The sequence below is a fragment of the Variovorax sp. 38R genome (assembly GCF_014843395.1).
Taxonomy (GTDB): Bacteria; Pseudomonadota; Gammaproteobacteria; order Burkholderiales; family Burkholderiaceae_C; genus Variovorax; species Variovorax paradoxus_H.
The window spans coordinates 3,005,626-3,017,787 of record NZ_CP062121.1 but is presented as its reverse complement, the minus strand read 5'-3'; the positions used below and the strand labels follow the sequence as shown (position 1 = coordinate 3,017,787).

Below are 12,162 nucleotides of genomic sequence, written 5' to 3'. Positions count from 1 at the left end.
TAGCTCGGACTGGGTGTGTTATTTGGCCTGTAGGGCCGCTCCGCTTGCGTGCAGGCAGATGGCGGCAGCGGCCGCCACGTTGAGCGACTCTTCACCGCCCGGCTGCGCGATGCGGATGTGGTGGCTGGCCCGGGCCTCCAGCGCGTCCGAGACGCCCTGCCCTTCGTGGCCCATCAGCCAGGCGCAGGGGTGCGGCAATTCGGCCTTGTGCAGCCAGTCGCCGCGGTGCGAACTGGTGGCCACCAGCGGCACCCGGAGCACATCGAGCGCGTCGATGTCCACGCCTTCGACCAGTCGCAGGCCGAAGTGAGCTCCCATGCCGGCACGCAGCACCTTCGGCGCCCACAGCGCCGCCGTGCCCTTGAGCGCGATCACCTGGGTAAAGCCGAAAGCCGCCGCGCTGCGCAGGATGGAACCGGCGTTGCCGGCGTCCTGCAGGCGGTCGAGCACCACGGTCGGGGCGTCAGGAAGAATTTCAGGCCGCGCAGGCAGGTCGAGCACAAAGCCCATCGGTGCGGGCGATTCCAGCCCGCTGACCGCGCGCAGCAAGTCGTCGGCGACCACTACCGTTTTGATAGCACTTTGTACCCATTCGGCGGGCGCCGAAGGCCAGAACGCTTCCGAAAACACCGCAACCGCCGGCTTCACGCCACGGGCCAGCGCCGCGCGGCACAGGTGATCGCCCTCGAGCCAGAGGCGGCCCATCTTGCGGTACGCGCCCGGGTCCTGTGCAAGCTTGCGCAAGTCCTTGAGCAAAGGGTTGTCGCGCGAGCTGATGTGGCTCGGGCCGGTGTCGGTGGTCATGGCAGGCTCAGGGGGCGGCGCGCGGACCGAGGCGTGCGCCGTGGTTGTCGGCGGCGCCGAGCACGAGAGCCGCAGGCACCTCGCCGGTCACGACGGTGACGCCCGAGCTCGCGGCGGCCGTGCGCGCCAGCGCCGCTGCCACCGGGCTGAACGAGCGGCGGTGGTGCACGCAGGCGCCGTGATGCTGAAGCGCTTCGAGGTGCTCGCGCGTGCCATAGCCTTTGTGGCCGGCAAAACCGTAGTGCGGAAATTCATCGTGCAACTGGGTACAGAGCCGGTCGCGGTGCACCTTGGCCAGGATGGACGCGGCCGAGATCGCCTTGACCCGCGCATCGCCCTTGACGATGGCCTCGGCCAGCACGTCGAGCCGGGGCAGCCGGTTGCCGTCCACCAGCACCTTGACGGGCTTGAGCCGCAGGCCCTCGACCGCGCGACGCATCGCGAGCATCGTGGCCTGCAGGATGTTGAGGCTGTCGATCTCCTCGACCGAGGCCTGGGCGATCGAGCAGCACAGCGCCTTGGCAAGGATCTGGTCGTGCAGGCGTTCGCGCTGCAGCGCCGTGAGCGTCTTGGAGTCGGCCAGGCCGCGGATCGGGCGCAGGTCGTCCAGGATCACGGCCGCGGCCACCACCGGGCCGGCCAGGGGCCCGCGTCCGGCTTCGTCGACGCCCGCCATCAGGCCCGGCGCGTCCCACACGAGCGGGACCTGTTCAGCCTTCAAGAACTTTCTGGATCGCATCGGCGCAGAGTGTGGGCGTGTCGCGCTGCAATTGCACATGCAGCGCGGAAAATCTTTGTTGCAGCGCCTGCGTCTTCGCGGGCGCGTCGAGCCATTCGAGCGTGGCCTGTGCCAGCGCCTCGGGCGAGGCGGCTTCCTGCAGCAGCTCGGGCACCACGAACTCGCGGCACAGGATGTTCGGCAGTCCGACCCAGGGCTGCAGCTGCTTGTGCTGCATCAGGCGCCACGAGAGGCCGTTCATGTTGTAAGCAATGACCATCGGCCGCTTGAACAGCGCAGCCTCGAGCGTGGCCGTGCCGCTGGCGATCAGCGTGACGTCGCAAGCGGCGAGCGCGGCGTGCGACTGGCCGTGGAGCAGCGTCACGCGCCCTGCCATGCCGGCCGCCTGCAGCAGGCCTTCGACCTCGGCGCGCAGCCCCGGCAGGATCGGCGCGATGAACTGCAGCTTCGGCTTGGCCTTCTGCATCAGCGCCGCAGCGGCGAAGAAGCGGGCCGCAAGGTAACGGATTTCGGAACGGCGGCTGCCAGGCAGCAGCGCGACGACCTGCGCCTCGGGGTCCAGCCCCAGCGCAGCACGGGCAGCCGCGCGGTCGGGCGTCATCGGGATCACGTTGGCAACCGGGTGGCCCACGTAGCTCGCGGCGACACCCTGCTTTTCGAGCAGCTCGGGCTCGAACGGGAAGATGCAGAGCACGTGGTCGGCGGCTATCCGGATCTTGTCGATGCGGTCAGCGCGCCAGGCCCAGATCGAGGGACAGACGAAGTGAACCGTCTTGATGCCCTCGCGGCGCAGGCCGGCTTCGAGGTCGAGGTTGAAATCGGGCGCATCCACGCCGATGAACAGCTCGGGGCGCTCGCGCAGCAAGCGGGCCTTGAGCTGGCGACGGATGCCAGCGATTTCGGCGTAGTGCCGCAGGACCTCGATGTAGCCGCGCACCGCCAGCTTTTCCTGCGGCCACCAGCTCTGGAAACCGTGGGCCAGCATGCGCGGGCCGCCGATGCCGGCGGTCTGCAGCGCAGGCCAGCGGGCTTCGAGGCCGTCGAGCAGCAGGCCAGCGAGCAGGTCGCCGGACGCTTCACCCGCGACCAGCGCGAAGCGGCGCTGTTCGTTCGTGCTCATCGCGTCCATGTCAGCGCGCGATGCCGCGCGTTGAATGGGCGAGGAAGGCCTCCATCAGCGCGACATCGCCGGCGGCCTCGGGCATTTCCACTGCGAGCGCGGCCATGCCGGCGCGTGCCTCTTCGAGCGTCTTGCCCTGGCGGTACAGCAGGCGGTGCATCTGCTTGACCGCCGCCAGCCGCTGCGCCGAGAAATCGCGCCGGCGCAGGCCCACTTGATTGAAACCGCGCACAGCCAACGGATTGCCGTCGACCAGCATGAACGGCGGCACGTCCTGCGAGACCGCGCTGGCAAAGCCGACCATGGCGTGCGCGCCGATCGACACGAACTGGTGGATGCCGGTCAGGCCGCCAATGGTGACCCAGTCGGCCAGGTGCACATGGCCGGCCAGCGTCGTCTGGTTGGCCAACGTGGTGTGGTTGTCGACATGGCAGTCGTGCGCAATGTGCGTGTACGCCATGATCCAGTTGTCGTTGCCCACGCTGGTCACACCCCCTGCCCCCGGCACGCCGAGGTTGAAGGTGCAGAACTCGCGGATCACGTTGCGGTCACCGATGGTCAGCTCGGTCGGCTCGCCCGCGTACTTCTTGTCCTGGGGGATCGCACCGAGCGACGAGAACTGGAAGATCCTGTTGTCGCGGCCGATGGTGGTGCGCCCTTCGATCACGCAGTGCGGACCGATGGTGGTGCCCGCGCCGATCCGCACGTGCGGGCCGATCACGGTGTAGGGGCCGACCGACACCGAGGCGTCGAGCTGGGCCTTCGGGTCGACGATCGCTGTCGAATGAACCTGGGTCATGCCTTGCAGGAGACGATGCGCCGGATCAGCTGTTGATCTGGCGCATGGCGCACATCAGCGAGGCTTCGCACGCCAGTTCGCTGCCCACGAGCGCGCGGCCCTTGAACTTCGAGATGCCGGCCTTCATGCGCTCGATCTCGACTTCCAGGATGAGCTGGTCGCCCGGCTCCACGGGGCGCTTGAAGCGCGCGCCGTCGATGGCCGCAAAGTAGTAGACCGTGTTGTCGTCGGGCACGATGTCCATCGAGCGGAACGACAGCAGCGCCGCAGCCTGCGCCATGGCTTCGAGCATCAACACGCCCGGCATCACCGGGCGATGCGGGAAGTGGCCGTTGAAGAACGGCTCGTTCATCGTCACGTTCTTGAGTGCCGTGATGCGCTTGCCCTTTTCCATGCTCAGCACCCGGTCCACCAGCAGAAACGGGTAGCGATGCGGCAGCAACTTGAGAATTTGGTGGATATCGAGCGTCGTGTCCGTCATGGTGTTCTGTTCCTGCATCGTCGTCATTGTTTCGAGGGGGCTTTTTCCAGCGCCTTCAGTCGTTCGCGCAGGCTGTGCAACTGCTTGAGTGTTGCCGCGTTCTTTTCCCAATTCGCATTGTCATCGATCGGAAACATGCCCGTGTACTGGCCAGCCTTGCGGATGGAGCGCGTCACCACGGTCGCCGCCGACACGTGCACACCGTCGGCCACCGTGAGGTGACCCAGCACGATGGCACCGCCGCCGAAGGTGCAATTCGCACCGATGGTGGCGCTGCCGGCCACGCCGACGCAACCCGCCATGGCGGTGTGCTTGCCGACGCGCACGTTGTGGCCGATCTGGATCAGGTTGTCGAGCTTCACGCCGTCTTCGATGATCGTGTCGTCGAGCGCGCCGCGGTCGATGCAGGTGTTGGCGCCGATCTCGACGTCGTTGCCGATGCGCACCGCACCCAGCTGCTCGATCTTGACCCAGGCGCCCTGGTGGGGCGCGAGGCCGAAGCCGTCGGCCCCGATCACCACACCGGGGTGCAGCAGGCAGCGCTCGCCGATGGTGCAGTCTTCACTGACCGTGACGCGCGACTTCAGCACCGTGCCCGCACCGATGCGCGCGCCCCGCTCCACCACGCACAGCGCGCCAATGCGCGCAGTGGCGTCGACCTGGGCTTCGGGATGGATCACGGCGGAGGGATGGATGCGGTCGGCTTCCGGACGCGCATGGTGCGCTTTCCAGAGCTGCGTCAGGCGCGCAAAGTAGTAGTACGGGTCGGGCGTGACGATGTAAGCGCCACGCGCCGCGGCCGCCTCGCGCATGGCGGGCGACACGATGACACAGGCCGCCTTGGAGGCGGCCAGTTCCTGCTGGTATTTGGGATGGCTCAGGAAACTGAGCGCATCGGGCTGTGCATTCTGAAGCGGCGCGAGCCGCTCGATGGACAGCGTGGCATCTCCATGAAGCTCGCCCCCGAGGGCGTCAACGATGGCTCCGAGCTGCAGCGACACGCCGGTTCGCGGCGTTACTTGCCGGCCGCAGGCGCAGAGGAGCCGACCGACGCGTTCAGCGCCTTGATCACCTTGTCGGTGATGTCGTGCTTCGGGTTGATGTAGATCGCTTCCTGGAGGATGGCGTCGTACTTCTCGGTTTCAGCGACCTGCTTGACCACGCGGTTGGCGCGCTCATAGACCTGCTGGAGTTCTTCGTTCTTGCGCGCGTTCAGGTCTTCCTGGAACTCGCGGCGCTTGCGCTGGAAGTCACGGTCTTGGTCGACCAGCGAGCGCTGGCGCGAGACGCGCTGGCTTTCCGACAGGGTCGGTGCCTCTCGCTCGAACTTCTCCGATGCCGTCTTGAGCGCTTCGCCCTGCCCGGTCAGGTCCTTTTCGCGCTTGAGGAACTCAGCCTCGAGCTTGGCTTGCGCGGCCTTGGCCGGCTGCGCTTCACGCAGCACGCGGTCAGGGTTCACGAAACCGATGCGAAAGCTCTCCTGGGCCTGCGCGGGCGCAGCCACCAGGGCAAAAGCGGGAATCAGGAACGCACCGGCTGCGGCACGAATCAATTGCTTCATTTAGAAAGACGTTCCGATCTGGAATTGGAGGCGCTGAATTCTATCCTTCGGGATCACGACGAACCCGGTGCTCGGGTCTGTCACTTCCTTCTGGGACTTGACGGGGAAGGCATAGGCCAGGCGCAGCGGGCCCAGCGGCGAGATCCAGCTGATGCCGAGGCCGACCGAGGCGCGCAGCTTCTTCTGGGCTTTCCACTGCTCGTCCGTCACGTTGGGCGCACGGGAGCCGAACACGTTGCCGACGTCGAAGAAGCCGTACAGGCGCAGCGTGCGGTCGTTGCCGGCGCCGGGGAACGGCGTGCTCAGCTCGGCGTTGAAGATGGCCTTCTTGGTGCCGCCCAGCGCGGCGCCTTCGGTCTGGCCGAACAGCGGCTGGTCGCGCGGGCCCAGCGAGTTCTGCTCGAAGCCGCGGATCGAACCCAGGCCACCGGCGTAGAAGTTCTTGAAGATCGGGTACGTCTTGCCGCCGAAGGCCTTGGCGTAGCCCACTTCGCCGTTGATGGCGAAGGTGTACTGCTTGTTGATCGCGAAGAACTGCTGGTACTGGTAGCTGGTCTTGAGGTACTTCATGTCCCCGCCCACACCCAGTTCGAGGTTGGCACGCTGCAGGCGGCCCGTGGTCGGAACCAGCGCGCTGTCGCGGCTGTCACGACCCCAGCCCACGGTCAGCGGCACACCCCAGACGCTCTTCTGGTCGCAACCCGTGACGAAAAAGCCGGACGCGTCCCGCTTGCAATCGAAGTAGTTGAGGTATGACTGCGGCGTGGTGATGCCCGCGAGCGCCGAGCGGTTCGGGTCGAACGCGTAGCGCTCCAGGCCGACGCCGAAGAAGACGGTGTCGAGTTCACTGAACGGCACGCCGAAACGGATCGACGCGCCCTGGTTCACCAGCTTGTAGTCGCCGTCTTCGTTCGTGGAGTACGGACGCGTCGTCGTGTGGTAGACGCTGATGGTGCGCGAGATGCCGTCCTTCGTGAAGTACGGATCGGTGGTGGTCAGCGACAGCGTACGGTTGTACTTGCTGGTGTTGACCTGCACGCCCAGGAAATTCCCCGAGCCGAACACGTTCTCTTGCGAGATGCCGAAGGTCAGTGCGACCTTTTCAGCGCTCGAGTAACCGGCGCCCAGCTGCAGCGTGCCGGTGGGCTTCTCGGCCACGTTGACGGTCAGGTCGACCTGGTCGGGCGAGCCCGGCACTTCCTGGGTCTCGACATTCACTTCGGTGAAGAAGCCCAGGCGGTCCACGCGGTCGCGCGAGATCTTGATCTTGTCGCCGTCGTACCAGGAGGCTTCGAACTGGCGGAACTCGCGGCGAATCACTTCGTCGCGGGTCTTGTTGTTGCCGCCGACCGACACGCGACGCACGTAGACGCGGCGTGCGGGCTCGGCCTGCAGCGTCAGCGTGACGCGGTTGTTCACGCGGTCGATGTCCGGACGGGCCTGCACGCGGGCGAAGGCGTAGCCGAAAGTGCCGAAGTAGTCGCTGAAAGCCTTGGTGGTCTCGGTGACCTGCTCGCCGTTGTACGGCTCGCCGGGCTTGATGGTGATGAGCGACTTGAACTCGTCGTCGCGGCCCAAGTAGTTGCCGTCGAGCTTGATGCCCGCCACCACGAACTTCTCGCCTTCGGTGATGTTGACCGTGACGCTCAGGTCCTTGCGGTCCGGCGAAATGGCGACCTGGGTCGAATCGATGCGAAACTCGAGGTAGCCGCGCGTGATGTAGTACGAGCGCAGGGTTTCGAGGTCGGCGTTGAGCTTGGCGCGCGAGTACTGGTTGGACTTGGTGTACCAGCTCATGAAGCCGCCGCTGTCCTGGTCGAACAGGCTCAGCAGCGTCGATTCGCTGAAGGCCTTGTTGCCGACCACATGCACTTCGCGGATGCGGGCGGATTCGCCTTCGGTCACGGTGAACGTCAGGTTCACGCGGTTTCGCTCGATGGGCGTGACGGTGGTCACGACGCTCGCGTTGTAGAGGCTGCGGCTCACGTACTGGCGCTTGAGCTCCTGCTCGGCACGGTCGGCCAGCGCCTTGTCGTACGGGCGGCCATCGGCCAGACCAATTTCACGCAGCGCCTTCTGCAGCGCCGCCTTGTCGAATTCCTTGGCGCCGACGAAGTCGACGTCGGCGACGGTGGGCCGCTCTTCGACGATCACCACCAGCACGTTGCCGTTGACGTCGATGCGGACGTCCTTGAACAACCCCAGGTCGAACAGCGCGCGGATCGCGGCCGAGCCGCGTTCGTCGCTGTAGGTGTCGCCCACACGCAAGGGCAGCGACCCGAAGATCGTGCCGGCCTCGACGCGTTGCAAGCCTTCGACGCGGATATCGCGCACCGTGAAAGGCTCGACGGCCCAAGCGGCCGTGGCCGCCAGCGTGCTGGCCACCACCGCGGCAACGCTACGCAGGCGAAAGCGACTGAAGTTTGTGTTCATCTGTGAATTGGGCCGGCACGGAAAGGGCCGGCAGAAAGTTAACCAAAGAGCCGCGTGACGTCGTTGAAGAGTGCGACCGACATCATCACCAGCAACAAGGCGACACCGCCACGCTGCAGCCGTTCCATCCAGGCGTCGGAGACGCTTTTCCCGGTCAGGCCCTCCCAAAGATAATACATCAGGTGCCCCCCATCGAGGACCGGGAGCGGCATCAGGTTGAGCACCCCGAGGCTCACGCTGATGAGCGCGAGAAAGACCAGGTACTGCGTCAAACCGAGGCTGGCGGACTTGCCAGCGTAATCAGCAATTGTTAAGGGACCGCTCAGGTTCTTGATCGACGCCTCGCCGATCAGCATCTTGCCCATCATGCGAACCGTGAGTGCGGACACCTCCCAGGTGCGCACCACGCCACGCCAGATGCCGTCGACCACGCCCTGGCGCACCGTGACCATCTCGGGCGGCGCGCCAACGTAAGCGCCGATGCGCGCGACCTTGGCCGCGCCCTCCTCGCGCACTTCGGGCTTGATCTCGAGCGAGAGTGGCTGGCCGTCACGCTGGAGCTGCCAGGTCTGCGTGCGCGCCTGCCCGGTGGCGTCGAGCGAGGCACGGATGACTTCGCGCAGCTGCTGCCCGTCGAAGATGGAGGTGTCTCCGATGGCAAGGACCACGTCGCCGTTGCGCAGGCCCGAACGCTCGGCTGCGCTGCCCGCCATGACCTCGCCGATCTCGGGGCGGGTCAGCGGCGCGACCACGCCGATCTTGCGGAACATCTGCGGATCGGCGTCCTTGGCCTCTATGCGGCTCAGGGGCAGGATCAGCTGACGGCCGGGCCGACCGCCCTCGCCCGCCACTTCGAGTGTGAGGTCGCGACCGTCGAGCGCGCCGCGCGTCATGCGCCAGCGCAGGTCTTCGAAGGACTGCACCGGCGACAGGTCGCCATCGAAACCGGCCTGGGTGATGTGCTCGCCGCCGCACAGGCCGGCCGCTTCGGCCAGCGACGCCGCCACTGGCCGGCCCAACTTGGCCACAGGCTCGTCGACGCCGATCCAGTTGACCGCCGTGTACAGCACGACCGCCAGCAGCAGGTTGGCGATCGGACCGGCGGCCACGATGGCCGCACGCGAACGCAGCGGCTGGGTGTTGAAGGCGCGATGCCGCTCCTCGGGGGCCACCGGGCCTTCGCGCTCGTCGAGCATCTTGACGTAGCCGCCGAACGGGAAAGCGCCGATCACGAACTCGGTCTGCTGCCCCGGATGCTGGCGCTTGGGCTGCCAGCGCAGAAGGGCCTTGCCGAAGCCGACCGAGAAGCGCTCCACCTTGACCCCGCAGGCCACGGCGACGCGGTAGTGGCCGTATTCGTGGACCGCGATGAGGACGCCGAGGGCGACCACAAAAGCTATGACGGTGAGCATCAGGGTCCTCTGCGCTGTAGGGAATCAGGCCGCGAAACGTGCCGCGGCGGCATTGGCCGCTTCGCGGGCGCTGGCGTCGAGCGCCAGCAGGTCGGCCAGCGATGCCGGCTTGGAGGGCAAGACCGCCTCCAAAGTTTCCAGATTGACCGCATGAATGCGATCGAAACGCAGGCGCCGGTCGAGAAAGGCGGCCACGGCCACTTCGTTGGCCGCATTCAGCACCGCCGTGGTGCCCGAGGCAGCACGAAGGGCCTGCCACGCCAGCCCCAGGCCGGGGAAGAGCGCCGGATCAGGCGCATCAAAGGTCAGCGAGCCCATCTGGCGGAAATCGAGCCGAGCCGCCCCGCTCTCGATGCGCTCCGGCCAAGCCAGGCCAACCGCGATCGGCACCCGCATGTCGGGCGTGCCGAGCTGGGCGATGACCGAGGCGTCGGTGAACTGAACCATCGAATGGACCACGCTCTGCGGATGGATGACGACCTCGATCTGCTCCGGCGTCACGCCGAACAGGTGGCGCGCCTCGATCACCTCGAGCGCCTTGTTCATCATCGTGGCCGAGTCGACCGAGATCTTGCGGCCCATGACCCAGTTGGGATGCGCGCAGGCCTGCTCGGGCGTCACAGCGCCCAGCGTGTCGGGCGCGCGGGTGCGGAACGGGCCGCCCGACGCCGTCAGGATGATCTTGTCAATGCGCCGCGCCCAGGTGGATGGGTCTTCGGGCAGCGACTGGAAGATGGCCGAGTGCTCGCTGTCGATGGGCAGCAGCGTGGCGCCGCCCTCCTGCACCGTGCGCATGAACAGCTCGCCGCCGACGACCAGGGCCTCCTTGTTCGCCAACAGCAGGCGCTTGCCGGCGCGCGCGGCGGCCAAGCACGGCGCCAGGCCGGCCGCACCGACGATGGCGGCCATCACGGCATCGACTTCGTCGTCCGACGCTATTCTTTCGAGAGCGTCGTCGCCCATCAGGACGCGGGTCGCAAGGTTGTTTTGCTTGAGCTTTTCAGCCAGCAGCGCGGCATGCGGCGCACTCGCCATGACGGCGAAGCGCGGCGAGAAGCGGGCGCATTGGGCCAGCAGTTCGTCGACCTTGGTGGCAGCCGAGAGCGCGAACACCTCGAAACGCTCGGGGTGACGAGCAATGACGTCGAGCGTGCTGACACCGACCGAACCGGTCGAGCCAAGCACCGTGACACGTTGTTTGGGAGTGTTCACAGGAAAGCCAGCATCATGGCAATGGGAAGTGCCGGCAAGAGGGCATCCACGCGATCGAGCACGCCGCCGTGGCCGGGCAGCAGGCGGCTGCTGTCCTTGGCGCCGGCGCTGCGCTTGATCAGCGATTCGACAAGGTCGCCGACGACGCTCATCGCCGCCAGGAACACTGCCCCGATCAGCAGCAGCCACCAGCCACGCTCATGCAGGCGGGTGTAGAGGCTGGGCACCGTGGCGCCCAGGCTCTTGTCGGCCCAGACCCAGGCGAACGCCAGCACGATGACGCCGGCCATGCCGCCCCAGACGCCTTCCCAGCTCTTGCCGGGACTGATGGCGGGCGCCAGCTTGGCGCGCGTGAATTTCAGGCCGAAGGCGCGGCCAGCGAAATAGGCGAACACGTCCGCCACCCAGACCAGCACCAGGATCGAGAGCAGGAAATTGATGCCGACCATGCGCGCCTGCACCGCCGCGAGCCATGCGACCCACAGCGCCAGCAGGCCACCCACCAGCCGCAGTCCCCGCGGGATGCGCGGCCAGCCAGGCACCGCGACGCGCAGCAACGCCGCGCCGCCGAGCACCCAGGCCGCGCTGGCCAGGGTCCACATCAGGAACAGGCGCTGCTCCAGCAGGCCCAGCCACCACGACAACCCGCACAGCACCACCATTTCGGCGCCCAGGAACAGCGACATGCCCTGCCCGTAGCCGTTCAGGCGCCCCCACTCCCATGCGGCGGCGCCGATCAGCACCAGCATCACGCAGGCGAACGGCAGGTAGTTCCGGTAGAACAGCGCCGGCAGCAGGATCGCGAGCAGCACGATCGCCGTGAGGATGCGTTGTTTGAGCATGCGAAAGGGAAGTGACGGGCCGTCGTCAGGCCGCGGAAGTCGAGACCTGCGCCGAGGTCTGGCCGAAGCGACGCTCGCGCCCCTGGAACGCGGCGATGGCCTCGTCCAGCGCGGCCTCGTCGAATTCAGGCCACAGCTTGTCGCTGAAGAACAGCTCGGCGTAGGCACTCTGCCAAAGCAGGAAATTCGACAGCCGCTGCTCGCCACCCGTGCGGATGAACAGGTCGGGGTCGGGCACGTGGGCCAGCGCCATGGCGCGATCGAGGTTCATCTCGGTCATGGGCAGGCCCTGCTCGGCGAGCTTGGCCGCGGCGCGCGCGATGTCCCAACGTCCGCCGTAGTTGAAGCAGATGTTGAGAATCAGACGCGTGTTGTGGGCCGTGGTCTGCTCGGCCGACACCAGGCCAGCCACCATCTTGTCGGACAGGCCAGCGCGTTCGCCCACGAAATGCAACCGCACGCCGTCGGCGTTGAGGCGCGGCACTTCGCGCGCCAGCGCCCCGACCATCAGTTGCATCAGGCCGGAAACTTCTTCAGGCGGACGGTTCCAGTTCTCCGAGGAGAACGCGAACACGGTGAGCACGCCCACGCCACGATCGGCGCAGGCCTTGACGCAGCGCCGCAGCGACTCGACGCCCTGCTTGTGCCCCGCCACACGCGGCAAAAAGCGCCGGGTGGCCCACCGGCCGTTGCCATCCATGACGATGGCAACGTGGTGCGGAGGGGTCGTCGTCTGCGGCGAGGAGGCCATGCGGAGCC

General features: G+C 66.9%; 12 protein-coding genes. All 12 read right to left on the bottom strand.

The annotated features are described in order from the left end of the window. Nucleotides 1–18 precede the first annotated feature (18 nt). Genes IG196_RS13770 through uppS form a run of 12 tightly spaced genes read right to left on the bottom strand, consistent with a single transcriptional unit; the run spans nucleotide 19 to nucleotide 12,154 of the window. Nucleotides 19–804, bottom strand: a complete 786-nt coding sequence (locus tag IG196_RS13770) for a TrmH family RNA methyltransferase (RefSeq protein ID WP_192196587.1) — start codon at nucleotides 802–804, stop codon at nucleotides 19–21. A gap of 7 nt (nucleotides 805–811) precedes the next feature. Further along, the gene (gene rnhB / locus IG196_RS13765; RefSeq protein WP_225617030.1) at nucleotides 812–1,543 is read right to left on the bottom strand and encodes a ribonuclease HII; all 732 of its coding nucleotides are present in this window, start codon (nucleotides 1,541–1,543) and stop codon (nucleotides 812–814) included. Then, nucleotides 1,515–2,663 (bottom strand): lipid-A-disaccharide synthase, encoded by a 1,149-nt coding sequence (lpxB, locus tag IG196_RS13760; protein ID WP_192196586.1) that lies wholly within the window; start codon nucleotides 2,661–2,663, stop codon nucleotides 1,515–1,517. The genes rnhB and lpxB overlap by 29 nt, the downstream gene beginning before the upstream one ends. A gap of 10 nt (nucleotides 2,664–2,673) precedes the next feature. Next, nucleotides 2,674–3,462: an acyl-ACP--UDP-N-acetylglucosamine O-acyltransferase gene (gene lpxA / locus IG196_RS13755; RefSeq protein WP_192196585.1), complete on the bottom strand. Its 789-nt coding sequence runs from the start codon at nucleotides 3,460–3,462 to the stop codon at nucleotides 2,674–2,676. Between the two features lie 25 nt (nucleotides 3,463–3,487). Beyond that, nucleotides 3,488–3,970: a 3-hydroxyacyl-ACP dehydratase FabZ gene (gene fabZ / locus IG196_RS13750; protein ID WP_225617029.1), complete on the bottom strand. Its 483-nt coding sequence runs from the start codon at nucleotides 3,968–3,970 to the stop codon at nucleotides 3,488–3,490. Continuing rightward, on the bottom strand, nucleotides 3,967–4,944 hold the full coding sequence (lpxD, locus tag IG196_RS13745) for a UDP-3-O-(3-hydroxymyristoyl)glucosamine N-acyltransferase (RefSeq protein WP_192196584.1): 978 nt from the start codon (nucleotides 4,942–4,944) through the stop codon (nucleotides 3,967–3,969). Before lpxD ends, fabZ begins: the two co-directional genes overlap by 4 nt. A 14-nt stretch (nucleotides 4,945–4,958) precedes the next feature. Then, the gene (locus tag IG196_RS13740; RefSeq protein ID WP_101493022.1) at nucleotides 4,959–5,504 is read right to left on the bottom strand and encodes an OmpH family outer membrane protein; all 546 of its coding nucleotides are present in this window, start codon (nucleotides 5,502–5,504) and stop codon (nucleotides 4,959–4,961) included. Then, nucleotides 5,505–7,937, bottom strand: coding sequence for an outer membrane protein assembly factor BamA (bamA, locus tag IG196_RS13735; RefSeq protein WP_101493021.1), 2,433 nt, complete (start codon nucleotides 7,935–7,937; stop codon nucleotides 5,505–5,507). Between the two features lie 38 nt (nucleotides 7,938–7,975). Continuing rightward, entirely contained in the window at nucleotides 7,976–9,349 is a 1,374-nt protein-coding gene (gene rseP / locus IG196_RS13730) for an RIP metalloprotease RseP (protein ID WP_192196583.1), read from the bottom strand. A gap of 24 nt (nucleotides 9,350–9,373) precedes the next feature. Continuing rightward, nucleotides 9,374–10,561: a 1-deoxy-D-xylulose-5-phosphate reductoisomerase gene (gene ispC / locus IG196_RS13725; RefSeq protein WP_192196582.1), complete on the bottom strand. Its 1,188-nt coding sequence runs from the start codon at nucleotides 10,559–10,561 to the stop codon at nucleotides 9,374–9,376. Further along, nucleotides 10,558–11,403 (bottom strand): phosphatidate cytidylyltransferase, encoded by an 846-nt coding sequence (locus tag IG196_RS13720; protein ID WP_101493018.1) that lies wholly within the window; start codon nucleotides 11,401–11,403, stop codon nucleotides 10,558–10,560. Before IG196_RS13720 ends, ispC begins: the two co-directional genes overlap by 4 nt. Nucleotides 11,404–11,428: 25 nt before the next feature. Further along, nucleotides 11,429–12,154 carry a polyprenyl diphosphate synthase gene (gene uppS, locus IG196_RS13715; RefSeq protein WP_101493017.1) on the bottom strand — a complete coding sequence of 242 codons (726 nt, stop codon included), beginning with the start codon at nucleotides 12,152–12,154 and terminating at the stop codon, nucleotides 11,429–11,431. Nucleotides 12,155–12,162: the final 8 nt, after the last annotated feature.

Bases quoted from the DNA above. Each gene is read 5' to 3' on its own strand.
- uppS (WP_101493017.1), bottom strand. From the start codon at position 12,154: ATGGCCTCCTCGCCGCAGACGACGACCCCTCCGCACCACGTTGCCATC.
- rseP (WP_192196583.1), bottom strand. From the start codon at position 9,349: ATGCTCACCGTCATAGCTTTTGTGGTCGCCCTCGGCGTCCTCATCGCG.
- lpxA (WP_192196585.1), bottom strand. From the start codon at position 3,462: ATGACCCAGGTTCATTCGACAGCGATCGTCGACCCGAAGGCCCAGCTC.
- IG196_RS13720 (WP_101493018.1), bottom strand. From the start codon at position 11,403: ATGCTCAAACAACGCATCCTCACGGCGATCGTGCTGCTCGCGATCCTG.
- bamA (WP_101493021.1), bottom strand. From the start codon at position 7,937: ATGAACACAAACTTCAGTCGCTTTCGCCTGCGTAGCGTTGCCGCGGTG.
- IG196_RS13740 (WP_101493022.1), bottom strand. From the start codon at position 5,504: ATGAAGCAATTGATTCGTGCCGCAGCCGGTGCGTTCCTGATTCCCGCT.
- lpxB (WP_192196586.1), bottom strand. From the start codon at position 2,663: ATGAGCACGAACGAACAGCGCCGCTTCGCGCTGGTCGCGGGTGAAGCG.
- IG196_RS13770 (WP_192196587.1), bottom strand. From the start codon at position 804: ATGACCACCGACACCGGCCCGAGCCACATCAGCTCGCGCGACAACCCT.
- rnhB (WP_225617030.1), bottom strand. From the start codon at position 1,543: ATGCGATCCAGAAAGTTCTTGAAGGCTGAACAGGTCCCGCTCGTGTGG.
- fabZ (WP_225617029.1), bottom strand. From the start codon at position 3,970: ATGACGACGATGCAGGAACAGAACACCATGACGGACACGACGCTCGAT.